Origin of the sequence: methanotrophic endosymbiont of Bathymodiolus puteoserpentis (Logatchev), assembly GCF_900128525.1 — a bacterium.
GTDB lineage: Bacteria > Pseudomonadota > Gammaproteobacteria > Methylococcales > Methylomonadaceae > Methyloprofundus.
In genome coordinates this window covers 50606-74872 of the sequence record NZ_FQTQ01000063.1, presented here as the reverse complement: position 1 = coordinate 74872, position 24267 = coordinate 50606, and the positions used below count along the sequence as shown (strand labels likewise).

General features: G+C 39.4%; 19 protein-coding genes and 1 pseudogene. 17 read left to right on the top strand and 3 right to left on the bottom strand.

Features of this window, described 5'->3' with window-relative positions; genetic code table 11:
* Positions 1–153: 153 nt before the first annotated feature.
* The 13 genes and pseudogenes from BQ7314_RS05310 to BQ7314_RS05245 all read left to right on the top strand — a co-directional run bounded on the left by BQ7314_RS05310 (position 154) and on the right by BQ7314_RS05245 (position 16575).
* On the top strand, positions 154–2355 hold the full coding sequence (locus BQ7314_RS05310) for a molybdopterin oxidoreductase family protein (RefSeq protein ID WP_174482668.1): 2202 nt from the start codon (positions 154–156) through the stop codon (positions 2353–2355).
* A 266-nt stretch (positions 2356–2621) separates the two neighbouring features.
* Complete coding sequence (locus tag BQ7314_RS05305; RefSeq protein WP_174482667.1) at positions 2622–4529, top strand: DmsC/YnfH family molybdoenzyme membrane anchor subunit; 1908 nt, start codon at positions 2622–2624, stop codon at positions 4527–4529.
* Between the two features lie 136 nt (positions 4530–4665).
* Positions 4666–6183: an AAA family ATPase gene (locus BQ7314_RS05300; protein ID WP_174482666.1), complete on the top strand. Its 1518-nt coding sequence runs from the start codon at positions 4666–4668 to the stop codon at positions 6181–6183.
* On the top strand, positions 6183–7871 hold the full coding sequence (locus BQ7314_RS05295) for a VWA domain-containing protein (RefSeq protein ID WP_174482665.1): 1689 nt from the start codon (positions 6183–6185) through the stop codon (positions 7869–7871). Before BQ7314_RS05300 ends, BQ7314_RS05295 begins: the two co-directional genes overlap by 1 nt.
* A gap of 324 nt (positions 7872–8195) precedes the next feature.
* Positions 8196–8687 carry a low molecular weight protein-tyrosine-phosphatase gene (locus tag BQ7314_RS05290; RefSeq protein ID WP_245394919.1) on the top strand — a complete coding sequence of 164 codons (492 nt, stop codon included), beginning with the start codon at positions 8196–8198 and terminating at the stop codon, positions 8685–8687.
* Positions 8688–9071 carry a Dabb family protein gene (locus tag BQ7314_RS05285; RefSeq protein ID WP_174482664.1) on the top strand — a complete coding sequence of 128 codons (384 nt, stop codon included), beginning with the start codon at positions 8688–8690 and terminating at the stop codon, positions 9069–9071. It begins immediately after the preceding gene.
* 9 nt (positions 9072–9080) lie between these two features.
* Entirely contained in the window at positions 9081–9800 is a 720-nt protein-coding gene (locus BQ7314_RS05280; protein ID WP_174482663.1) for a dienelactone hydrolase family protein, read from the top strand.
* 141 nt (positions 9801–9941) lie between these two features.
* Entirely contained in the window at positions 9942–11657 is a 1716-nt protein-coding gene (locus BQ7314_RS05275) for a proline--tRNA ligase (RefSeq protein ID WP_174482662.1), read from the top strand.
* 55 nt (positions 11658–11712) lie between these two features.
* Positions 11713–12282, top strand: coding sequence for an elongation factor P-like protein EfpL (gene efpL / locus BQ7314_RS05270; RefSeq protein WP_174482661.1), 570 nt, complete (start codon positions 11713–11715; stop codon positions 12280–12282).
* A 240-nt stretch (positions 12283–12522) separates the two neighbouring features.
* Positions 12523–13365: a PA4780 family RIO1-like protein kinase gene (locus BQ7314_RS05265; RefSeq protein WP_174482697.1), complete on the top strand. Its 843-nt coding sequence runs from the start codon at positions 12523–12525 to the stop codon at positions 13363–13365.
* A gap of 96 nt (positions 13366–13461) precedes the next feature.
* On the top strand, positions 13462–14316 hold the full coding sequence (locus tag BQ7314_RS05260; RefSeq protein ID WP_174482660.1) for an HDOD domain-containing protein: 855 nt from the start codon (positions 13462–13464) through the stop codon (positions 14314–14316).
* Between the two features lie 254 nt (positions 14317–14570).
* A pseudogene (locus BQ7314_RS05255) lies at positions 14571–15478 on the top strand (tyrosine-type recombinase/integrase).
* On the top strand, positions 15475–16575 hold the full coding sequence (locus tag BQ7314_RS05245) for an IS91 family transposase (RefSeq protein WP_174482658.1): 1101 nt from the start codon (positions 15475–15477) through the stop codon (positions 16573–16575). Before BQ7314_RS05255 ends, BQ7314_RS05245 begins: the two are co-directional and overlap by 4 nt.
* 321 nt (positions 16576–16896) lie before the next feature.
* Here BQ7314_RS05245 and BQ7314_RS05240 read toward each other — a convergent pair whose 3' ends face one another.
* The 3 genes from BQ7314_RS05240 to BQ7314_RS05230 all read right to left on the bottom strand — a co-directional run bounded on the left by BQ7314_RS05240 (position 16897) and on the right by BQ7314_RS05230 (position 20376).
* Positions 16897–17580: a HEPN domain-containing protein gene (locus BQ7314_RS05240; RefSeq protein ID WP_174482657.1), complete on the bottom strand. Its 684-nt coding sequence runs from the start codon at positions 17578–17580 to the stop codon at positions 16897–16899.
* Positions 17581–17645: 65 nt separating this feature from the next.
* Positions 17646–18689 carry an urease accessory protein UreH domain-containing protein gene (locus tag BQ7314_RS05235; protein ID WP_174482656.1) on the bottom strand — a complete coding sequence of 348 codons (1044 nt, stop codon included), beginning with the start codon at positions 18687–18689 and terminating at the stop codon, positions 17646–17648.
* 88 nt (positions 18690–18777) lie between these two features.
* Positions 18778–20376: a multicopper oxidase family protein gene (locus BQ7314_RS05230; protein ID WP_174482655.1), complete on the bottom strand. Its 1599-nt coding sequence runs from the start codon at positions 20374–20376 to the stop codon at positions 18778–18780.
* A 309-nt stretch (positions 20377–20685) separates the two neighbouring features.
* Between BQ7314_RS05230 and BQ7314_RS05225 the strand changes: the two genes are divergently transcribed.
* From BQ7314_RS05225 to BQ7314_RS05210, 4 genes are all read left to right on the top strand, one after another.
* The gene (locus BQ7314_RS05225) at positions 20686–20913 is read left to right on the top strand and encodes a hypothetical protein (protein WP_174482654.1); all 228 of its coding nucleotides are present in this window, start codon (positions 20686–20688) and stop codon (positions 20911–20913) included.
* Between the two features lie 260 nt (positions 20914–21173).
* Positions 21174–22721 (top strand): CHAD domain-containing protein, encoded by a 1548-nt coding sequence (locus BQ7314_RS05220; protein ID WP_174482653.1) that lies wholly within the window; start codon positions 21174–21176, stop codon positions 22719–22721.
* The gene (locus BQ7314_RS05215) at positions 22718–23461 is read left to right on the top strand and encodes a ParA family protein (protein WP_174482652.1); all 744 of its coding nucleotides are present in this window, start codon (positions 22718–22720) and stop codon (positions 23459–23461) included. Before BQ7314_RS05220 ends, BQ7314_RS05215 begins: the two co-directional genes overlap by 4 nt.
* Positions 23462–23649: 188 nt before the next feature.
* Positions 23650–24261 (top strand): hypothetical protein, encoded by a 612-nt coding sequence (locus tag BQ7314_RS05210; protein ID WP_174482651.1) that lies wholly within the window; start codon positions 23650–23652, stop codon positions 24259–24261.
* Positions 24262–24267: the final 6 nt, after the last annotated feature.

The window sequence follows — 24267 nt, the reverse complement described above, 5'->3', positions numbered from 1 at the left end:
CGCAGAATTTTTATTTATATTCAAAGCGTAATAACAAGTGCGAAGTCATCATTCAGTCCTCTTACTATCGATAGATAACTGACGATATACTTCGTGCCTCAGCACATCCTCCAGCAATTTGCTTAACTTAAATATAAAAATCGTTGAAAAATTATGCTATTTGGTCGTAACAAAAAAAATCCTATTACTATTGCCGATAAAAAGATTGAAAAATGGACTTATTCAACTTGTGGCTACTGTTCTACTGGCTGCTCCATTGAAATCGGTACAAATAAAGAAGGCATTCCAGTTTCTTCGCGCGGCGTCGGTGGCGCAGATGTTAATCAAGGTAAATTATGTTTAAAAGGTATTTTTGAACATGAGTTATTCGAGTCTGCTGGACGAGGTAAAACGCCACTTATCCGCAGTGATTTTCATGAACCTTGGCAGAATTCTGACTGGGATGAAGCAACTGCTCAAATGGCCTCTGAAATAAAACGCATTCAATCTACTTACGGGCGTGATGCCTTTGCAATTGTTTCCACAGGTCAGATTTTAACCGAAGGTTTTTACACTTTAGGTAAGTTAGCGCGAGGTGTTATTGGTACTAATAACTATGATGGTAATACCACCTTATGTATGGCATCTGCGGTATCGGGTTATAAGCGTTCCTTTGGGTCTGATGGTCCGCCTGGGTGTTATGAAGATTTTGAACACACAGAATGTTTAATTGCCTGGGGGTCAAATTTGCCTGAGCAACACCCAATTATTTACTGGCGTATGAAGGAAGCACAAGAAAAGCGCCCTTTTCCGTTGATTGTCGTAGATCCCCGAGTCACTATGCTGGCACAAAATGCAGATATGCATTTAGCAATTACTCCAGGCACTGATGTGGTTTTACAAAATGCCTTAATGCATGTAATTCTTGCAGAAGGACTGGAAGATAGAGAATACATAGAAGCAAACACTAATGGCTTCGAACAGCTAGAAAAAGAAGTTCAGAAATACGATCCTACCAGTGCAGCAAAAATTTGTGGTATTGATGAAGATACTATTCGTCATGTTGCTAGGCTTTACGCTAAGGCAGGTGCGGCAATGAATATCTGGACTATGGGTATTAATCAAAGTACCCACGGCTCTGATGGTGTCGTGGGTTTAAACAACTTAAGCCTGCTGACCGGTAATATCGGTAAAAAAGGTGGCACAAGTTTATCCATTACCGGTCAATGTAATGCCATGGGGACAAGAGAATGGTCTTCTTGTTCGGGTTTACCTGCTTATCGTGCGCTGGAGAATAAAGCTGATCGTGAAGAGATCGGTAAATTCTGGAATGTTGACCCTGAATTTTTCCCTAAGCAACGCGGTATGGCGCAAACAGATATTTTTCCTGCCATTGAAACCGGTGAAATTAAAGGCTTGTGGTTAGTTGGTACGAATCCGATGACCTCGATGCCTAATACCGCACGTATTCGCAAAACATTGGAAAAACTGGAATGTCTCATCGTTCAGGATTCTTATCTTGATGTAGAAACGACCGAATATGCCCATATATTTTTACCCGCTGCTATTTGGGCGGAAAAAGAAGGCTGTTTTACCAATACTGAAAGGCGAGTCAATATTGTTCGAAAGGTTAAAGAGCCTTACGAAAACACCAAAACGGATCTACATATTTTTAATGAAATTGCCAAACAATTTGAGCAATCAGAGAAAATGAACTTCCCTGATAAGCCAGCTGAAGTCTTTGACGAAATGCGTCATTTATCTAAAGGTCGCTTAGTCGATATATCGGGTATGACACACGATTTAATTGAGAAAAATCGAGGCATTCAATGGCCTTACACCGAAGCACAAGCAAAAAATGGTGAAGAGCCACCGAAAGGCGGAAAGCGATTGTATACGGAATCGGGTACTTTTCGTTTTGCAGATGGTATGGCCAAACTCATTCCTCTGCCATTTATTGATAATAATGAAGTCCCGGATGAGCAATACCCTTTCTGGCTAAATTCAGGCCGTTTGGTCGAGCATTTTCATACCCGCACCCGTACTGGAAAAATCGGCAATAACAACAAATACAGCCCTACTCCGTTTATGGAAATGAATCCTGATGTGGCAGCTGAAATGGGCATTTTACACCAGACTTATGTGCGCGTCGTTTCGCGGCGTAGTGATGCGGTAGTTATGGTAATGCTAACGCATCGAGTACCGAATAATATGGTGTTTATTCCATTCCACTTTTTTGACTGTGTGAATCGTTTAACACTAGGGCTGTTAGACCCTCATTCGCGCCAACCTGCCTTTAAACAGTCTGCTGTACGTATTGAACATATCAATCAGGAAGAGGCAGCCAAGATCAACAAAGAATCACGCAGTTTTTAGTTTTATCTGTTTTTGTATCTTTTCTTTCTGGTTTTCATGCTTGGCAGCACTACCATTAAGTTAAGTAATAATGATAAACCAAAGTGTTACATCGTAGGTTAGGTAAGTTTTTTAAATGCTACGCAATAAAAAAATGTAATCCAACGCGGGGCAGCACCGATAAAAATATCGGATTACGTTATCTGCACTATGCTAGATAAGCTCATCCAACCTACCTTCTTTTACAGTCTCTCCACGTGAGAAACGAAAACAGTCAAAAAAATATTATGATAAAAGTAAGAAGTGACGAACCGGAATATGCCTACCTTTGGGATAAAGAAACCAAAGAAAAAAATCGTTATGGTAAAGATATTGAGCTAACCCAAGAAGGGGATGAGCGCAGAAATAAAAGCCTCAATATCAATGGTGATGATGGCATAGGCGACAACCCTAATCGCAATAAACAGCATGGCTTTTTTCTTAATGCAGATAACTGTATAGGCTGTCATGCCTGTGAGGCAGCCTGTAGTGAGAAAAATGATAACCCTGCACATATCGCCTTTCGTTCGGTTGGTTATGTCGAAGGGGGAACCTACCCTGATTACCAGCGTCTGAATATCTCTATGGCCTGTAATCACTGTGATGATCCGGTTTGTTTAACAGGTTGTCCAACACGTGCATATACTAAATTCACCGAATACGGTGCAGTTTTGCAAGACCCTGATATTTGTTTTGGTTGTGGTTATTGTACTTGGGTTTGTCCCTATAACGCACCACAACTTGATCCAGTAAAAGGTGAAGTAAGTAAATGTAATATGTGTGTTGACCGCTTAGAAGTTGGTTTAAAACCTTCATGTGTAGCAGCTTGTTTAGGCAATGCACTGGATTTTGGAGTGATTGAAAACATCCCTGAAAAACGCGATCAGGCCATTACAGAAATTCCTGGTTTTCCGACTACCGATATTACCCACCCGAATATTCGTTTTCAGCAAAAAAAGCAGAATCATCGTGAAATGACACGTCCTGATTCAATGCCACTGAAATATCATAAAGATGATAAAGAAGGAAAATATAAGCCTGTTGTTGACGAAAAAATGGGCCAGAAAAAACACTGGAATTTGCGCCACCTGTTAACCAGTCATGAAAGTGCTCACGTCATTTTCACCCTGTTTACTCAAGCGACCGTAGGTGCTTTTTTAATGCTTATATTAGGGCCGTTGTTTGGCTTAGCAGGTTTTGACTTATTACAAGAATACAACTTACATATGAGTCTGGTTGTGACAATTTTTGTTCTAAGCACCATTGGCTTGTATAAATTGAATATGCACCTAGGTAAACCGCATCGTTTTTATCGGGGTTTTAATAACTTGAGATTATCACCTGTTAGTCGTGAAATAGCAGGCGTTTCCATGTTTTACACGGGGCTGCTTGGTTATGTCTTTTTTGCTTTTTTTGATAATACCTTTATGAGTTTTTTCGCCGATATCTTTGCTTATTTAGCGGTGATCAGTGGTCCGATTGGCTTATTCTTTATGTACAAACTTTACCGTATTCCCGCCCGTCCTTTTTGGGATCATTTACAAACGGGGACTGCTTTTGTCGGTTCTATGTTGAGTTTAGGGGCATTAATCATTGCCATAGTCAGTTTAGTGATGCTACCTTTATCAGCATTATCTGAATTGATTCCATCATTGGCGATGTTAATGACCCTAGGTCTTACTATTGAGGCTATTGGTCATATAGTGCACGCCCGTGATATGAGCGCTATTGATAATGAAGGTGCCGTATCTTATTACCGTCAAACAACACAATATGGTAAATCTTACCTATTACGTAATGCTTTATTGGCCTTTAGCATCGTGTTAGCTGGTGTCATTATAATAACCGGTTTATCTGGCATGTTGGGGCTGATTGCAGCGAGTTTATTAACGGTCAGTATGATAATTATGTCTGCTTTTGGGCGTTCATTATTTTTTGTACTGGTTATTCCAACCACGATGCCAGGCGCTTTTTTCTGGAAAAATGATGGCTTTGTCGATCATGCTCGTGAAACAGGTTTAGCCGAATCTCCACAAGTTGGTGTTGTTTATGAGCGGCATCACGCCTTTAAAGTCGATGAACTTATACAAACTATTAAAGAAAACTCACTGCATGATATGCTTGAGCATGTTAAGTGGATTTTTGGCAAGAAATAACCCCCCCCCCCTCTTCTAGCCCCACGGCCTCCGTGGGGCAATCAAACTAAAACCTCAGCCTCACAAACAGTATTCCTACGCATAATAAATACTGTTATAGCCTAAGGGCATGAGAACAAGGTTTATCCTAAGTCATATGAAACAACGCATTCAAACTATTCTTGAACAACTTAATACAGGCTTAATCGAAAGAGAAGAACCTATTCGTTTAGCTTTATTATCGGCTTTATCGGGCGAGCATTTATTATTGATCGGTGAGCCCGGTACTGCTAAAAGTGTGCTTGCCAGAAAGCTACATTTAGCCTTCAAAGACGGTGAGTACTTTGAACGTTTATTGACTAAATTTTCTGTTCCCGAAGAATTATTTGGGCCTTTATCCATTAAAGCCTTAGAAAATGATAGTTATTTACGTTTAACAGATCGTTATCTACCCGCTGCCAGTATTGCTTTTATCGATGAAATTTTTAAAGCGAATAGTGCTATTCTTAATGCCTTATTAACGATACTGAATGAGCGTGAATTTGATAATGGAGATGCGCGTGTCAAAGTGCCTCTCGTTTCCGTTATAGCTGCGAGTAATGAGTTACCCAGTGATGAAGGTTTAGCTGCATTATACGACCGGTTTCTGTGCCGTTATCAGGTCGAGCCAGTTTCAGCACAACATTTCTCTAGCCTATTACAGTTACAAGATAAGCCCGTAATGCTAGCGGATAATCAGTTATTTACTAAACTAGAATTAAAACATATTCAAACGCAGGCAGAGAAAATAAACCTCCCGGATGAGGTGTTAACCTTTTTAGCGGATTTACGAGATTTTATGCAACAGAAGCAGATTTATGTGTCTGACCGCCGCTGGCGTAAAGTGATCAAGCTATTAAAAGTGGCTGCTTTCACTAATGCTCAGTCCTCTGTTTCTATTTGGGATTGTTATTTATTACAGCATTGCTTATGGCAAACTCCCGAGCAACGGCAATTAATTATTGATTGGTATCACACGCAAGTTGGCATGAATGGTACGGTCAATTTAAAGACGCTGGATAAGCTAACCCTGACTTGGGAGCATGTTTTGCAACAAGACCAAGATAGCAAAGTTCAACAAGTTGATAATAAGAACCGACTACTTTTTATTAATCGGCAAGGGGAAATCAGTACCGATAAAATAACTCAAGTCAAACGAACACGTGACGGGGATCCTCTCTACTTAGCGCCGCCGGACCAAGAAGATCGAAGTAATAATAGTTTAGGCTATACACCAGAAGAATTAAAACACCAGTTCTTTGATGATCGTTACCAGCAAACTCATATTAACGGCCAATGGGTACATTTCAATCAGTATATCGCGGATCCAGAAAATTGCTATATAGAAGAATACACGAATGAACCTTGTATGATGGCAAAAAAGCACAGTATCGCCTTTATTGAAGGACGTCTAAAAGAAACCGGTAACTTAGCTGAAGATATAGTGCAATTACAACAAAATTTACACCAGCAGCACGCGACACTTGAACAAGTTATCGGCCAACATTTATGGCTATTAGATGACTTTGCTAAGCTAGCCTCATCGAGTTTAAATAAAGCGATAGCACAAACTGAAACGTTATTGTCTCGTTTGCAAGCCGTTATGAACAGCTATCAGCAACTGCCTAGATTATAATGTTTTTTCAGGAAATCGAGGCTAAATTTGCGCTTCTTGATGATATTCCTGATGCGCTTTATACAGATATTGTTACCCATACTCATGGCGACCTTATGCCAAGAGTTAAAGCGATCTTACACTGGCGGCAATGCTTGTTAAAGGGAATTTTACCAGAAGAAAGCGACTTAGATTGGCCCGAGGGGTTTATTAAACGTACTATTTTAATGCGTTTAGAAACCTTAGATATTGCCCCCTTTTGTCGAGAACAGGAAACACTCACAGACAGCGTATTAAAGGATATTTTAGGCGGTATTAGCAGTGCCGAAGATTACTTCGCATTAAAGCCCGGTGGTTTTGTTGATAAATTAGCGCAACGGCAAAAAATCAACAATAAAGACTCATCTTTTAAAGATAAAGAAGGTCTAGCCGACCATATACCACCAAGCAATAATAAGCCCAAACCTTCAGCGCAACCGCAAAGCCAAAGCGCATCAACTCAAATAAACCAAAGTGCTACACAAGGAATAAATCTTACAAAGCCGATAACTTCCAACGATAGTGAGTCAGAACTAACCTCGCCTTTTGTAAACCAACAAAGCCCAGCTTCTTCTCATAACGCAGCTTCCACAGCAGATGATGACATACAAGCAAATATTATCATCACGGAACAGTTAGATAAAAACTGGCAGGAACTGGCCGATAGCTGGCATGAACTTTCTACTGTTTATACTGAATTTGGTGAGTTATTAGGCAAAGGCTGGGACTTAAGCCAGGGGATATTATCTGCGCAAGGCTGGCGCGATATTATCCGTTACCGAAAGCTACTGCAAGAACTCCCCGAATTACAAAAGCTGATGGCAACTTTAGGGCGTTTACGTCATGTTGCTGGTGAAGATGCAATAAACTCGCTTAGTGAACAGGTATTTAATCCTATCATCAGAGAAGTGACAGTCGAACAAGAGACTTGGACAGATAGAGCGGCAATGGAGACTGGCGGTATTGTGTTAAGTGATGACCTGAGCCGCCTACTCCCAAGTGAACTTGCGATGCTCGGGCACCCTAAATTAAAAATGCTCTGGTATGCCAAGCGTGCTGAAAGAAAATTACTGACCTACTGTCATTGTGGCTTAATGCCTGACCCCATGCTCGTTGAGCAAGAGCTAGATATTAATGGACCACCCAAAGAGGATCGAAGCAGTAAGGCCTATGGACCCATTATTATTTGCCTAGATACTTCAGCTTCTATGCAAGGTATGCCAGAGACGATTGCTAAAGCTCTTATTCTAGAAGGGTTACGCATTGCCTTTAATGAGCAGCGGCATTGTTTTGTCTATGCTTTTGGGGGATTAGAGCAAGTCCTTGAGCATGAGCTGGACTTAACGCAAGGTGGATTAACAAAATTATTAAAATTTTTACAACAGTCTTTTAATGGTGGTACTGATGTCGTGCATCCTTTATTGATGGCTTTAGAGAAACAAAAAACGGAAGGCTGGCAAGATGCCGATATTTTACTAATCTCTGATGGCCGCTTTCCCGTGCAAACCTTATTATTTAATCGGGTAGAAAAATTAAAAAAACAACAGGGTTTGCGTTTGCATGGCTTGTTATTAGGTAACTGGAAAAGTGATGCTATTCATCAATTATGTGAGCCACTACATTATTATTCTGCATGGGATACGAATAAGCAAATTCAAGTGTCAAATTAAGACATGTACAATGCCGTTTATAAGCATCATTAAAGTAATCATTACTTTAAATATCTTCAGGGTGAACTCTTGCTGTACTCAGTCATTTACCCTGTAGGATGCCGCAATAAATCTAGACCTTTGAAGCTCCGCTTTACGAACGCGACCATATAACCATAATTAAGACCATCACCTTTATCATGCCCACAATAACTAAGGCTTTCAATTTATTTTTTAATCATTAGAATAAGGATTCATGTTAAGTATTTGTGTCCAAGCCAGATGTAAACAACTCAATACTAATATAAATAACAACATATAAACACCTAAAGGAATCAGATAGTTATGAATAGCAAAAAACAGATAAATGTACTATTTGTTTGTATGGGCAATATTTGTCGCTCTCCCAGCGCAGAAGGTGTATTTAATAAGTTATTATTAGATGAACAACTGCATGATAGATTTTCTATAGACTCTGCAGGAACCCATGCCTACCATACTAACGAAGCCCCTGACTTGCGTTCACAAAAAGTAGCTAAAGAACGAGGGATCGATTTAAGTAAACTACGTGCTCGTAAAGTGATTATGGGTGATTTTGAATATTATGATCATTTACTTGCCATGGATGAAGATAACCTTAGTATTATGCGCGAAGCCTGTCCTGAAGAACACCAATATAAATTGAAGTTATTTTTAGATTATGCGCCCCACTTAAAAACGCGCGAAGTCCCCGATCCTTATTATGGGGGAGCTTATGGTTTTGAAAACGTATTAGATTTAATCGAAGAAGCCTCAACCGGCTTTTTAGCCTATTTAAGAGCATCAGGAGAAATATAAATGAAAAAATTATTCATTAGCTTATTATTTATCAGTTCATTTTTTAGCGCTAACATTGCACATGCTCAAGCAGATCAACGCGTTAGTCATGTTATTGTCGTTTGGTTAAAAGAACCTGGAAATTTACAAATGCGTGAGCAATTTATTAAAGCAAGTCGTGCATTAGAAGCATTACCGGGCGTTTTATCACGCCATGTTAGTGCAGTTATCCCAAGTAATCGTCCAAAAGTCGATGATACTTTTGATGTTGCGGTAACGGTAACTTTTGAAAATACAAAAGCGTTTAAAAATTATATGAAAAGTAAAAAACATAAACAAATGCTCAAAGACCAACTAAAACCTTTAGTTAATAGAGTGGTTGTTTATAATTTCGGTAATCAATAGGCTACTAAAATGGCAATAGTATCTAATACAATTAACTATTTAGATGGCGATACTTTATTAGAAGGTTTTTTCGCATATGACGATAGCAATTCAGACAGGCGCCCCGCGGTATTAATCAGCCATACTTGGAGCGGGCGAGATGCTTTTGTTGATGCAAAGGCAAAAGAACTTGCTGAATTGGGTTATGTTGCTTTTGCCTTAGACATGTATGGTCAGGGCAAAATAGGCACTACTCCGGAAGAAAATGCACAGCTTATGCAGCCTTTTATGGATAATCGTAAGCTATTACAGCAACGTATTCATGCTGCTTTATATGCTGTTAAATTATTACCTTGGGTTAATGACGATAAAGTTGCTGCACTCGGTTTTTGTTTTGGTGGTCTCTGCGTATTAGATCTAGCGCGTATGGGCGCTAACCTGCAAGGCGTAGTCAGTTTTCATGGCTTATTAAATCCCCCTATTCATACCACAGACAAACCCGTCCTTGCTAAAGTATTAGCTTTACACGGGCATGATGATCCTTTGGCCTCACCGGAACAATGCAATGCTTTTATGCAAGAAATGACCGATTTAAACGTTGACTGGCAATTACACAGTTATGGGCATACCGTACATGCTTTCACTAACCCACAAGCTAATGCTCCTGATTTAGGCATGCTTTATAATGAAGTTGCCGCTAAACGCGCTTGGAAAAGTATGCAGAATTTTCTTGAAGAGATTTTTGCTTAGCAATGCTGCTACTTTAGTCGGTAAGCATAAACTCCCACCTATAAAGCCCAGCCAGCAAACAAAAATACAACAAAACATGACTAAATAGGATTAGGCTAGGTAAAATAGTTGTTTTCTTTTATTTCACTTTCTTAAATATACATGCGTACCTCACAATTCCCCCTTAATACCGTTAAAGAAACGCCAGCCGATGCAGAAATTGCCAGCCATAAACTTATGATTCGTGCGGGGCTTATTCGTAAGCTTGCCTCAGGTCTTTATACTTGGTTGCCTTTAGGTTTGCGCGTACTGCGTAAAGTTGAACAGATTACGCGCAAAGAAATAGAAAAAACAGGGGCGCTGGAAGTATTAATGCCATCTTTACAACCCGCTGAATTATGGCAAGAAACGGGACGCTGGGAACAATATGGTCCTGAATTAGCTCGCTTAACAGATCGCCATAATAGAGAATTTTGTTTAGGGCCTACTGCTGAAGAAATTGTCACTGATTTAGCGCGTAATGAACTAAAAAGTTACAAACAGTTACCCATCACTTATTTTCAAATACAAACTAAAATTCGTGATGAAATTCGCCCACGCTTTGGGATTATGCGTGCGCGTGAATTTCTTATGAAAGATGCTTATTCTTTTCATTTAAGCCAAGAATCACTACAAGCAACCTATGATATTATGCACACAGCCTACCATGCTATTTTTAATAACTTTGGTTTAGACTTTCGTGCGGTTATTGCTGATTCGGGCTCCATTGGCGGTGCTGTTTCACATGAATTTCATGTACTGGCTGAGAGTGGTGAAGATGCCATTGCGGTTTCTACAGAAAGCAGTTACGCAGCCAATGTTGAAAAAGCAGAAGCACTGATGCCTACAGCTTCACGCAGTGCAGCAACACAAGATTTAACATTGATTGACACGCCAAACCAACATAGTATCGAAGAGCTGACTCAATTCTTAAATGTTTCTGCTGAGCAATGCCTTAAAACGCTGATAGTTAAAGGTGAAGAGGAAGGTAGTTTAGTTGCCTTGTTATTAAGAGGAGACCACGAACTTAATGACATCAAAGTAGAAAAAATTGACGGCATTCTAACGCCATTAGCATTTGCTAGTGATGAAGAAGTGGCAGCTGCTTGTCAATGTAAGCCTGGCTCAATAGGCCCTATTGGTCTAAGTATTCGTACTATCGCTGATCGTAGCGTGACGGTTTTGTCTGATTTTATATGTGGTGCAAATCAAGAAGGTAAACATTATACCGGCGTTAATTGGGAAAGGGATTTAGCTCCCCCTGCTGAAATTGCTGACTTACGTTCGGTTGTTGCTGGTGACCCTAGTCCAGATGGCAAAGGCGTACTAAATATAGTGCGCGGTATCGAAGTCGGACATATATTTCAATTAGGTACTAAATACAGCTCTGCGATGAATGCGACTGTGATTAACGAAGGCGGTAAAAGCGAAGTGATGACGATGGGATGCTATGGTATCGGAATTTCTCGTATTGTTGCTGCGGCAGTAGAGCAAAGCCATGACGATAACGGCATTATTTGGCCTGCTAAACTCGCGCCCTTTACCGTCGCTCTATGTCCAATGAATATGCACAAATCAGAACGCTTACGTGTTGCAGCTAATCAACTGTATCAGGATTTATTAGAGGCGGGGGTTGATGTCTTATTTGATGATCGTAAAGTACGCGCAGGTTTCATGTTTTCTGATATGGAGCTGATCGGTATTCCGCATCGAATTGTTTTAGGTGATCGTGGTTTAGATAATAATAGCGTTGAATATCGTGCGCGTACTGATAGTGAAAACCGTGATATTTCATTAGATGAGATTGTTGCTTTTATAAGAGAAAAAACAGCTGAATAAATACCACATGAGATGCCGGTGACAAAATCGGCATTTTACATAACCAGGAATAACCATGCCTAAAGCGACAGACTTAAAACGCGGAATGATCATTGATATTAATGATGTCCCTCATGCCATAAAACAACTTGAAGCCCGTAGCCCTTCTTCACGTGGAGCAGGAACAGCCTACAAAGTACGTTATACCAATTTAAAAACTGGCCAAAAATTAGACGAAGTCTACAAGGGAGACGATTTTCTAAAAGAAGCAGACTGTATTCAAGTAAAGGTGCAATATTCTTACAATGATGGCGAAAGCTATGTGTTTATGAATATGAATGATTACAGCCAGTACAACTTAAATGATGATGACCTTGAAGGCCAAAAAGAATATATTACTGAAGGCTTAGAGGGGATTACTGCTCTTATTATGGAGGATAATATTCTAGGTATTGAACTTCCAGCTTCTGTTGATTTAGAAATCATAGAAACAGCGCCTGGTATTAAAGGCTCCTCAGCAACCGCAAGAACTAAAGTTGCAATTTTACCTACAGGATTGGAAGTTCAAGTACCTGAGTATCTAGAAACTGGTGAAATTATAAAAATCAATACGACGACGGGGAAATATATGTCGCGTGCGTCGTAATATAGCTCAATACTATATATCCTCATTTCTCTGCACGCTCTAACAGAAACCTCCTGTAGAAAAGAAAACTCTTGATAAAAGAGCTAGGGAATGCCCCATAAAGATAAATAATTTAGATATGGAAAAGAAATATCTAAACGTCATTTCTTTATACTCTCTATGATTTGTTTTTTCTTGACTGAAGCGAGTAAACTAAAAGCTCTACCTCCAAATTTTTAAGATAGGTAATAAAAAATGGCAATGAAACCCCCAAAAAGTCTTGAGTCACTGATAGCCGATGGCTTTATTGAGGAAGTCATTCACCCACTAAAAAGCGGCAAAGAAGCAGCTGTTTATGTGGTGCTTTCTGAAGGTGAAATTCGCTGCGCCAAAGTATATAAAGCCGCCAATAAACGCGGTTTTCATAAGCAAGCTTTGTATCAAGAAGGCCGCAAGGTACGCAATAGCCGACAAGCACGTGCAATGCAAAAAAAATCCCAGTTTGGGCGTAAACAACAAGAAGAAGTTTGGCAAAATGCCGAAGTAGATGCTTTATATAGACTTGCAGCAGCTGGCGTACGCGTACCGCAGCCTTATAACTTTGTCGAAGGCGTATTACTTATGGAGCTTGTGACCGATGGACATGGAGCTGCCGCGCCTAGACTGAATGATCTTGTTTTGAATCAAGAACAAGCACTTGAATATCATGGCTTATTAATAACCGAAGTGGTCAGAATGCTATGTGCTGGGCTCGTTCACGGTGATTTATCTGAATTCAATATATTAATTGATGAACTCGGCCCCGTTATTATTGATTTACCTCAAGCTGTTGATGCTGCTGCGAATAATAATGCCGCTAAAATGCTAGAACGAGATGTTAATAATCTAGCAAGCTATTTTGGTCGATTTGCCCCAGAGCTATTAAACACTCAATATGCCAAAGAAATCTGGAAAATTTATCAAACTGGCAAGCTAAGCCCTGATACAAAGTTGACGGGAATTTTTCAAACAAGCAATAAAAAAGCTAATGTCAAAAGTATTATGCGTGAAATCGATGATGCCCGAGATGAGGCCATTAGACGTAAATATGAACAAAATAATTAGCACTATTTATACAAAATAAATGACAGTTGCCTCATCCATACAGAAAAATTCACCTTATACTAAGTTGTCTTCTGCCCCTTAATTGATTAATAACCTATGCCTAGCACTTTACTACATAGCGGCTTAACCATTGCCGACTTATTACAAGGTGACGTACAACTAGCCTCACCTCCTAACATTTACTTTGAACTACAAAAAGTATCTGAAGACCCTAATAAGTCATTAGCGGATGCAGCTTTTATTATTGAACAAGATGCAGCCTTATCGCTAAAACTGCTTAAGATAGTGAACAGTGCATTTTATGGGTTTCCTGCACAAATCACTTCAATTAGCAGAGCAATAACTATGATTGGCATTAAAGAACTACGTAGTATCGTTCTTAGTACTGTGATTATAGATAAATTCTCTAATTTGCCAGGAGACATGATAAATATGCATGATTTCTGGGCACGAAGCTTACGCTGCGCACTTATCGCTCAAGAGCTGGACAAGCACTTGAGTAATGAATTCTCTGACTCCGCTTTTCTTTGTGGACTCGTGCATAACATTGGTCAATTGGTGTTTCTTCTACGTATTCCTGAGCTAGCAAGAAAGTCTTTTTTAGCGTTTCAGGCACAAGAGGGACAACAATCAGCCCTCACTGAGATAGATATTGAAAAAAGCTTAATTGGCTTCGACCACTTTCAAACGGGGGCGGCACTGACCAAACTATGGAACCTTCCAGACCTAATTACGGATTCTATAAGATTACACGCATATCCAGATAATACAGGTATTTACCATAAGCTAGCCTCTATCATTCGTGTCGCAGACACTTATAGCCGAATAGACTTAGACTGGAGTAACTTAGGGCAAAACAACCTAGGTATGTCGATTGATGAAATAAGTATGATCCTTGATACAACACATGAAAAATTTGAACAAATTTTTAAAGTTTTTTATCACGGATAAAGTTAGCAATCTCAGTATAAAAAAGCATAAGCCCCGAAACTTATCGTGACTTATGCTTTTAAAATGGCAAAAGATTCTAACGACCAAATCATCGCCCCTTTAAACTATCCGCTGGATTTGCCTTGTTGGACGAAGCCGCTAACGCGGAGAAAAGAACCACCACGCCGGTAATTAAAGTTGTAACCTCACTTCCTTCTATTCGCATAGGAAGGTAACCTGCAAGCTCATTAAACTAACAATGAGGTTACGTCGTTATGAAACCATCTCTTGAATCAAAATACAACCATTATTATTCTCTCCACTGCAAGCATTTAAAACTTCAGGGCTTACAACCTAAAACGATTGAGGCGTATTCACGGGCTATTCGTCGTATTGCAACCTATTTTAACGGGCATCTGGATAATCTGTCTCAAGATCAGCTGCTGGATTACTTTCATGATCTGCTTGGCCGCCTTTCCTGGAGTGCCGTTAAGCTAGACCTCTATGGATTGAAGTTTTTCTACACTCATGTCCTTGCTAAGCCTTGGGTCGATATTCCGATGATAAAACCACCACGCTGTACGCGTATTCCCGATATCGTGACGGTTGCAGAGGCACAGCAGCTGTTTATGTCGACACGTCAGTTAAGCTACCGCGTATTCTATTTTACGGTTTACAGTATGGGCTTGCGTCTGGGCGAGGGCTTAAACCTGAAGGTAGGGGATATTGATGCCACGCGAATGCGGGTGCATATCCGCAATGCAAAAGGCAACAAGGATCGTCTTGTCCCTTTGCCCCTCGCTACCTTGCAGGTGCTACGTCAATTTTGGGCGCTGCATCGGCACCCCATATTGATGTTCCCCAATCGGACGCGGGGGCTAAAAGGTGCGCATCTGGCTGAATCACCGCTTGATCGTGGAGGTGTGCAGAAGACAATTGGACTTGTGACTAAGGAAATGGGACTAAAAAAAAGATTTCCTGTCACTCGCTACGTCACAGCTATGCCACACATCTTTTAGAATCCGGCGTTGGATTACTGGAACTCCAGCAGTTCTTGGGGCATAGTTCTCTGTTGACAACGGCACGCTATGCGCATCTGACCGATGTGAGCTGCGATCATTCTGAACAGCGTATCAATCAGCTGATCGGTGGTTTTAACGTGTCGTGGGGGGCGATTAGATGATTTTACTTTCCTCTATCATTGATCAGTTTGAGGCGGATTTCCTTAACAGCTATCAAGGGCAGGTTCTGCCAGTTCAGCGAAAAGCGTTGAATGCGCTTAAAATCTGCCGAACAAAATTCAGCCCTGTTATGCAGGTCAGCTGTATCGACTGTGACCATCAATCTTTTGTTCCGCATTCCTGCGGTCATCGCAACTGTCCGCATTGCCAACATCATGAATCTCAGTTGTGGATTGAGAATCAGCTGAAGAAACAGGTGGCGGGCGACTACTTTATGATCACGTTTACCTTACCTGCACAGCTGAGGCCTTTGGCTAAAAACCACCAGAAACGTGTTTATCAATTCATGTTTGACTGTGTTTGGGAGACCTTGCAATCCTTCAGTCGCAATGACAAAAAATTAAGGGGAGATCCGGGGTTGATTGCCGTTTTACATACCCATGCTAGGAATCTGGACTATCACCCGCATATCCATACCGTCATGCCTGCTATTGCGGTTGATAAGCTCAATAAGCTTGTGCGTACCAAACACGGGAAATATTTGTTTAACCATAAAGCGCTCGCCAAAGTTTTTCGCGGTAAACTATTGTCAAAACTGGCCAAGGAAAACTTAGTTTTGCCTCAATCCGTGCCCCAAAAATGGATTGTTAATTGTAAAAAAGTCGGTTCAGGCGGCAAAGCGCTGGTCTATCTGGGGCGCTATCTTTATCGTGGTGTCATCCGCGAGCAGGATATTCTGTCTGTCCAGGATGGCAAGGTCACCTTCCGCTATCAGAACAGTGAGACCAAGCGTTGGGAAACCCGAACAGAAACAGGCGCAAAATTCTTATGGCGGGTATTACAGCATGTTCTGCCAACGGGATTTCGCCGTGCCAGAAACTATGGCTTTTTGCACCCTAATAGCAAGAAAATGATCAACATTCTACTTACCTTAGGTAAACTGACCCCCAAAAAGATGCTGGAAAAAATAGGCCTGCGACAGCGTCCCCAGATGACCTGTACTTGCTGTGGTGGAAAGATGCAGGTGGGCCGAACTCGGATTCCCATTGCCGAAGTATTCAGGGTAAAAATGAACGGACAAGTCTTGGTGCCGACTTAAGCACTGGAGGCATTTATTGATTATGTAATCTTCAATCACTCACCGGTAAAGGGGAAAAGTGGCCTATCTTGAGCCAAGGCAATTGTCTGCTCTAAAAACAGGGATAATAGGTGAAAATGAGTAAAAAAAGGGGCTTTATGGATGATCGCAATGAAAATCCATCCGTTTTCGGTAAAAGGGTTAAAAAATAGAAGCTCAATGCATTATTCGGGCTGTTCAGCAAAAAGCTATTTGCAATAGCGGAATTCATCTCAAAGGGTAAACCGGGCTTGTCCAACAAACGGTTCAGATTGTGGCTCGCTTCGCGATCACAATCTAACCTTATTCGTTAGGTTTATTCTCATGTTGCTCTGTTTGTACAGGTACTACGGCTTCACGACAAAACTTACCATCCTTAATACTTTCAAATACTTTAAATTCCACTTCCAGTATTCCTTTATTTGGTCTATTTCTCATTCCATATGCTACATCTGGATTTGATAAAAACATCTGTTTATCTTGCTTTAATAGCAAATAATTATCTGAAAACAACCTTGTATCCCCTGCTTTATATGCACTACGATACATAGAATAAATTTCATGCCCTTCGGCGTGCTGAAAATTCAGCTGAAACTCCATATTAAATATAGTGTAATCTAACTCAGCTAAAGTTTCTCTTGCATATACAGAAATATTGAAATTTTGTGGTAAGCCATCTGTATATCGTAATGAATAACACTTCCTTAAAAAATCTAAAAACTCAGAATTTAGTTTTTTTGTTAAATCAGGAATATAATTTTTCAGTGAAGAAATATGTGCTTTTTTTAAATGTCCTTGAGTATTTTCACCACGAACAGCTAAAAGAGCTTTAATATATTTTTCAACAGCTGAACTACCAAGAGTTGCACCTTGTAAAGGAAGTTTATTTAACAACAAAGTTCTTGCACCAATATAGTCTTTATAGCCAAGATTTATAAATTCTAATGCCCGAAACACACGTTCTTGGTTTGAAGTTTTTTTAGCCATAAAAACCTAACAAAAGTTTCCCAGAAATTAAAATGCTAACCATAGAAATACGCAGAATTGTGTAATTATTCATTGATCATTTTTTGACTTAGTCTCGTGCTAATTGACTGAAAATCATAACCTGATTTAGTTTTCATTAAGCCTTTATTGAGCATCATTGTTCCCATAACAATCAGGATAATGCCCGATGCTTGTAAAAAACGATGTGTCATTTTCTCAGAAAGCAAATGCGCTGCCATGCCAAAACTCAATAACGCAGGTAACGTTCCTAAGCCAAATAAAGCTAGAAATTTAGCCCCTTCAATAGGGTCAGCATTACCAGCAGCCATAATATACATTGCTTGTAAGGGGCCACAGCCTAAAAGAAAACCGGAAAAAAAACCAATAAAAAAAGGACTACGTGCATTACGCCTTTTTTTCATAGCATAGCGCGTCATCGCTTCTGGCTGTTTAAATCGTATCCGCCTTAACACAGCAAACACATTTAGCATATTCAGGCCGAATAAAATTAAAAATGTACCAGCCAATAAAATACTCATACCGCTAATAAAGGGAGTAATGCTAATCACGGAGCCTATAAAGCCAAATATCGCGCCAAACATAGCATAAGATAAAGTCTTACCTACACCATATAAGATATGCGATAAATAAGGTGCTTGACCTTGTTGTGCATCTTTCACAGTATAACTAATGACAAAACTGCCACACATACCAATACAATGTAAGCCGGTAATTAAGCCAACCACAAAAATCATTCCATAGCTTAGTTGCGAGCTAATCTCAGGCACACTAAACTGATGCCATAATTTTCGCGAAAAAACCATTAATAAAACGATAGCGACTAAAGCTAATAAGGACAAACTCAATTTTACAAAAAATGAACCTTTATCATCTGGCGTTAGCTCGACTTGATAGCCACTGCCTTCAATAACTTGATAAATATCATCGAGGCTGACCTTGCTCTCATCATAGTCTACAGAACATTTGGCTGCTGAATAATCAGCCTTGACCTCGATAACACCAGAAACTTCCATTAACGCATCTTCGATAACTGACTCACAGCCACTACAGTGCATCCCTTTAATATTAATCTGTGTGCTTTTTGACATATTCACTCCTTGATTTGGCATTGACTATGTTGATCGCGCTTATCAAAGATAGGCGATCGACAAAACATTATTAACTAATACTTTATGGTTACTTCACTAATAAGTCACGCATCATCCCCATATCTTCATGCTCTAAATTATGGCAGTGATACATAAATGGTCCAGTAAAGTCATTAAATGGCTTTAAGATAGTTACCTTTTCACCCGGCATAACTAATACAGTATCTTTCCAGCCTTTATCTAAAAACCCTGCAGAAATTGAGGCGTACCCTTTACCGGATTTATTTCTAACTTCCCGTTTAACCACCTGAAATTGTTCTCCATGTAAATGCATAGGATGCGGCATTCCCATTCCACCCATTCCACCCATGCCGTGATGAAAACCATTGTCAAACTCCATTAATTGCAAAGTATTGACATGAAAAATTTCATCTGCCCTAATATCATTCATTTTATAAGAGCGACCATTTAACAAGGCAGACATATGACGCATGGATAAAGTGATACGGCGTGGTGAATGAGGATTTTCAGCATCGGCTAAACGTAAAGGCGTTATTTTGCTCAATCGTTTCGGTAAGACATCATGGCTGGATACTTTCTTACTAACCCGCACTTTAAGTACAGAAAAATCTTCTCCTGCATGTGCTCCGCCGCCACCCATTCCCCCCATCATGCCGCCACGACGACCGCCACCCATCATACCCATGCCTCCTCCCATGCCACTAGAAGAAAATTCTAAACTACGCAAGGTCAATTCCGTGCCAACTTTTTTATGGCTAAAGTCAACCCAGATTTCTCGTCGCTCCGCAGGAGCTAGTGTTAAATAAGGAAGCGTTTCAACATGCTCTAATAAACCACCATCTGTAGCGATAACTTTTATTGGTGTGCCATCATCCCAAGCTAATTTATAGATGCGTGAGTTAGAGCCATTTAGTAAACGCATTCGATAAGCACGTGTTGCCACAGGTAATTCAAAATCCGGTGTACCATTCACCAAAATCTGATCGCCTAAAAAACCATGCATCTTCATCATCATGCCGCCAGCATATTTAAGCTGATTTTGTTGATCAAAATTACGATCTTGAATAACTAAAGGTACATCAAATTCACCACTTGGTAATTTAAGCGATTGCTCTTCGTTATCACTGACAAGAAAAAAACCTGCAAGCCCTGAATAGACATGTTTAGCTGTTAAACTATGGGTATGGGCATGATACCAATAAGTTCCCGCTCTATTGAGTATTTCAAATTCATAAACAAAAGTCTCACCATGGTCAATAGCATACATAGGATTACCATCCATTTCAGAAGGTACATGTAGTCCATGCCAGTGTAATATTGTCGCAGAAGGTAATTCATTATTTAAGTAGATACGAACTTTCTGACCTTTATGTAAACGAATCGTTGGAGCAAGATAGCTCTTTTCATTGGTAATGGTCTTTGCAGGCCCTTTTAAAACTTCACCTATAACTTTCCAGACACGAGTTTGTGGACCATTAAAAATCGGCACGTACTTCACTTTGCCTGTCAGTTTAATTTCTATATCTGGGTTAAAATCAGGAGATGCATGCCGTCCCACTCGCATTGTTTTAGCATTAAGTAGACTAGGAAATGTGGCTAATGCTGCTGCACTAATACCTGCAAGCTTTAAAAGTTTGCGGCGCTGAATATTTACGTTATTCTTCATAGTAGTCTCCTAGTAAGGTAACTCAAAACTATGGACTAAAAACCCATAGGTTATTTTCATAACGACTAAAAGTCATTATAAAATAATGCAATATATCGCTCCGAAATGCTTTTTGAATACTAAAACCTTGTCCTAAAAGTGTATAGTTTTTAACTAGCGCTTGGGGGCAAAAAGATTAAGTCTTTTATAATATACTTATATTATTTTGTAAAGCTCTTTCTATTTTTACTCAATAACTTACTATTTTAGTATTAATTTTTTTCCTTCCATGCCGATAACTTGTTTATATACATAATAAGGTTTAAAGCTATGATTAAAATCCCCTATATTCATGTCCCCGCAGTCAACCCCATCACTAAGCCCAAAAAAGTAATACGCTATGCCACTATTATTGATGAAGAAGAGCAACCGCCGGAAGTCAAAACAGAAAGGCGAAAACGACCTACACGCCGTACCTCATCAAAACGTATGAAACAGATCGTCAACCGCCGCGTATCCTCAGATAGGCGCAAAGCTTCCTTTAGCGAAAAAGCCTAACGCTTAATTTCTTAAATGACATAATTCAATAAATAAATGCACTACACTGTCAGGTGCATTTATTTATTACTGTCATAATCCTTAGCAATATAGCATGCTAAAATATCTTTTAAGTCTGATATGATTACAAAGAAACGTTAACGTTACACGACGTATAAACAAGTACAGCTTTTAGCCTTTATAAGGTCTATCTACAATATGACGTTAATTTATAGGTAAGTAATGGACCTTATTTTTCAACTTAACCCACATAAATTCAAATGACAGCACTACCTCTACACTTTGAGTTGCCTGAACATATGGCAGCGGAAAAATTTTTAAGTAAGTTAGGTAAAAAGATTGACTTTCAAATAGCCTCAGAACAATACGCAACCAAAACCTTTTACGATAGCTTTGACTGGCGTCTTTATAGTGCGGGTATACTTTGTGAATTAAACCAGTCTAAATCAGCATCACATATTAGCTTAATAGACAGAAATACTGGCAAATGTCTTGCCTTAGAAAATCAACAAGAAGTCCCTAGCTTTAGTAATCAATTCCAAGATGGACGATTAAAAACCCAGCTAGACCCAATATTAGAAATGCGTGCTTTATTACCACTCTGTCAATTACCGTATCAGATCTTCCATATAAATGTTTTAAATAAAGATCAAAAAACCACAGTACGTATTAAGCTTGAAGCCTATGAAAATCTAGGCAGTCGCATTAGCTTACAACCGTTAAAAGGTTATGAAAAAGCTGTGGCTCGAGTCAGCCAACTATTAGAAAAATCTCTAGCATTAGTACCGACACAAAGCTCCATATTAAACAGCGCATTAAAACTACAAGGGCGAAAAGCACAAGACTATAGCTCTAAATTAGTGATAAAACTTGATCCAGAGCTACGTGCAGACCGAGCCAGCAAAGTTATTTATCGTGCTTTACTTAAATCTATAAAAATCAATGAAGCGGGCACTATCGCTGATATTGATACCGAATTTTTACATGATTATCGTGTTGCTATCAGACGTACGCGTGCTGGCTTAAGCCAAATTAAAAATGTATTTCCTGATTCAATAGTCACCCAGTACGCTAGTTTTTTTGCTTGGCTTGGACAAATCACCAGCGCCACACGCGATTTAGATGTTTACCTGCTTAACTATCAACAATATAAAGCTGCCTTACCCAAATCTTTACAAGAGGATATAACCCCGCTCTATACTTTTCTGAAACAAAAGCAAAAACAAGCACAAACTGAATTAGCCACTCACTTAAAAAATCCAAATTACATTAAACAACTGCTTGCATGGGAACAGTTCTTAAAAGAGCCTTTACCTGAAAAAGGTTGTAGCAATGCAGCAAACCTAACGATCAAAGAGTTAGCTGACCAACGTATTTGGAAAGTGTATAAACGTCTAATTAAAGAGGCAAATGAAATCACTGAAGATTCTCCAGCAGAATCATTGCATGACTTAAGAAAAACGTGTAAAAAGCTACGTTATTTAATGGAATTTTTCCAAAGCCTTTACCCGGCCGATGAAATTAAAGCACTTATTAAAGCCTTAAAAGGCTTTCAATCAGTATTGGGCGATTTCCAGGATTATGAAGTACAAGAAAATAGCTTAAAGAAATTTAGCGCAGAAATGATGGCCAATAAAGTTGAATCTAATACCTTTTTAGCTATGGGTGTTTTAGTTCAATATTTAGATAGCATGCGTAATGCAGCGCGTCATGACTTTGCCAAGCAATATAAACTTTTTAAGCAGGAAGAAAATAGAATTGTCTTTAAATCTTTATTCGCACCTCAAATTGAGGTAAAAAAATCATGAAAGTCATTGCAGCATACAGTATCAAAGGCGGTGTAGGCAAAACTTCCACCGCAGTCAACTTAGCTTATCTTGCCGCGCAAAGTGGCTATCGAACTTTAGTTTGGGATTTAGACCCACAAGGTGCCAGTAGTTATTATTTTAGAGTAAAACCTAAAATAAAAGGTGGCAGCAAAGAGCTTATTGCAGGCGAACGTGAATTAGATGGACTAATTAAGGCCACTGATTTTGAAAACCTTGATTTACTACCTGCAGATTTTTCATTTAGAAATTTAGATTTAGTTCTTGATACACGTAAAAAACCTACTCAGCGACTTAAGAAATTACTACAACCGCTCAGCGATTCTTACGATTTTATTTTTCTTGATTGCCCACCTAATATTTCCCTTTTATCGGAAGCTATTTTTGAAACATCAGATATTTTGTTATCACCGATTATTCCGACAACTTTATCACTACGCACTTTAGAGCAACTAAAAACATTTATAAAAGAAAATAAGCTGAAAGACTTAAAGCTTATCCCCTTTTTCTCTATGGCTGATCGTCGCAAAAAAATGCATAGAGAAATTATGGAAACATTGTCAGAAAAGCACCCTGATATACTACAAACAGCCATCCCTTATGCGAGTGATATTGAGCGTATGGGCTTGGAACGCATGCCTTTAGGTGGCTACACCAATAAAAGTCGATCTACAGAAGCTTACCAGGCTTTATGGCAAGAAATTTTGGCGACGATCAATTGAAAATAGAAATTTCACTTTATTTACACAAAAAACGGTCTTGACAATAAATAATTTTATAGTTCTTCCTATTTCATTGGTTTATTGCTTGGTACAGATTTTCATATAATCTGCTATTAAGAATTTAAGTTACCTATTACCTTCACCTGAATTCAAATCATAAGTGCATAACCCAAATAAAATTAATCATAATGAAATTGAGTCATACTATTTATAAGATTGTATTGTTGTTATTAACCGCCATCATTATTATTGGTGGTTATCTGTTATTACGTTACGAATATAAAATTACAGATGAAATGCCTTTCGCGCAGGAAGTTGTATTAATCGTCATGGGGACGTTAATGACGGTACTGATCACCGCCTTACTGCTTAACAAACAAACTGAAGTCGAGCTTAAAAAGGAACAAAGTGTACGCTATATGGAGTTGAAATCGCAGCTTTATCTCTCTATTATCGATGACATTGAGAAAGTCCTAGGCAAGGCTGAATTAAGCCAGATGGATTTATTACACCTAGAGTTTTTTAGTCACCGTCTTGCGATTGCAGCTTCTCCTTCGGTTCTGGAGGAATATGGCCGTTTCGTATCAGAGATTTCCTCAACGGTATCAGACATGACATTGAATTCAATAGAGTCAGATATTATTTCTCGTGCACTGGCTCGTCTTACTATACATATACGTGAAGACTTAATCGGCCAGAATGATCGTGAAAATCATATTGACCCAGATCAACTTAACTCACGCATATTATCCAATGCAAACCAAGCAATAGTTAAATTTAATTATACAACGTCTCAATAACACCGA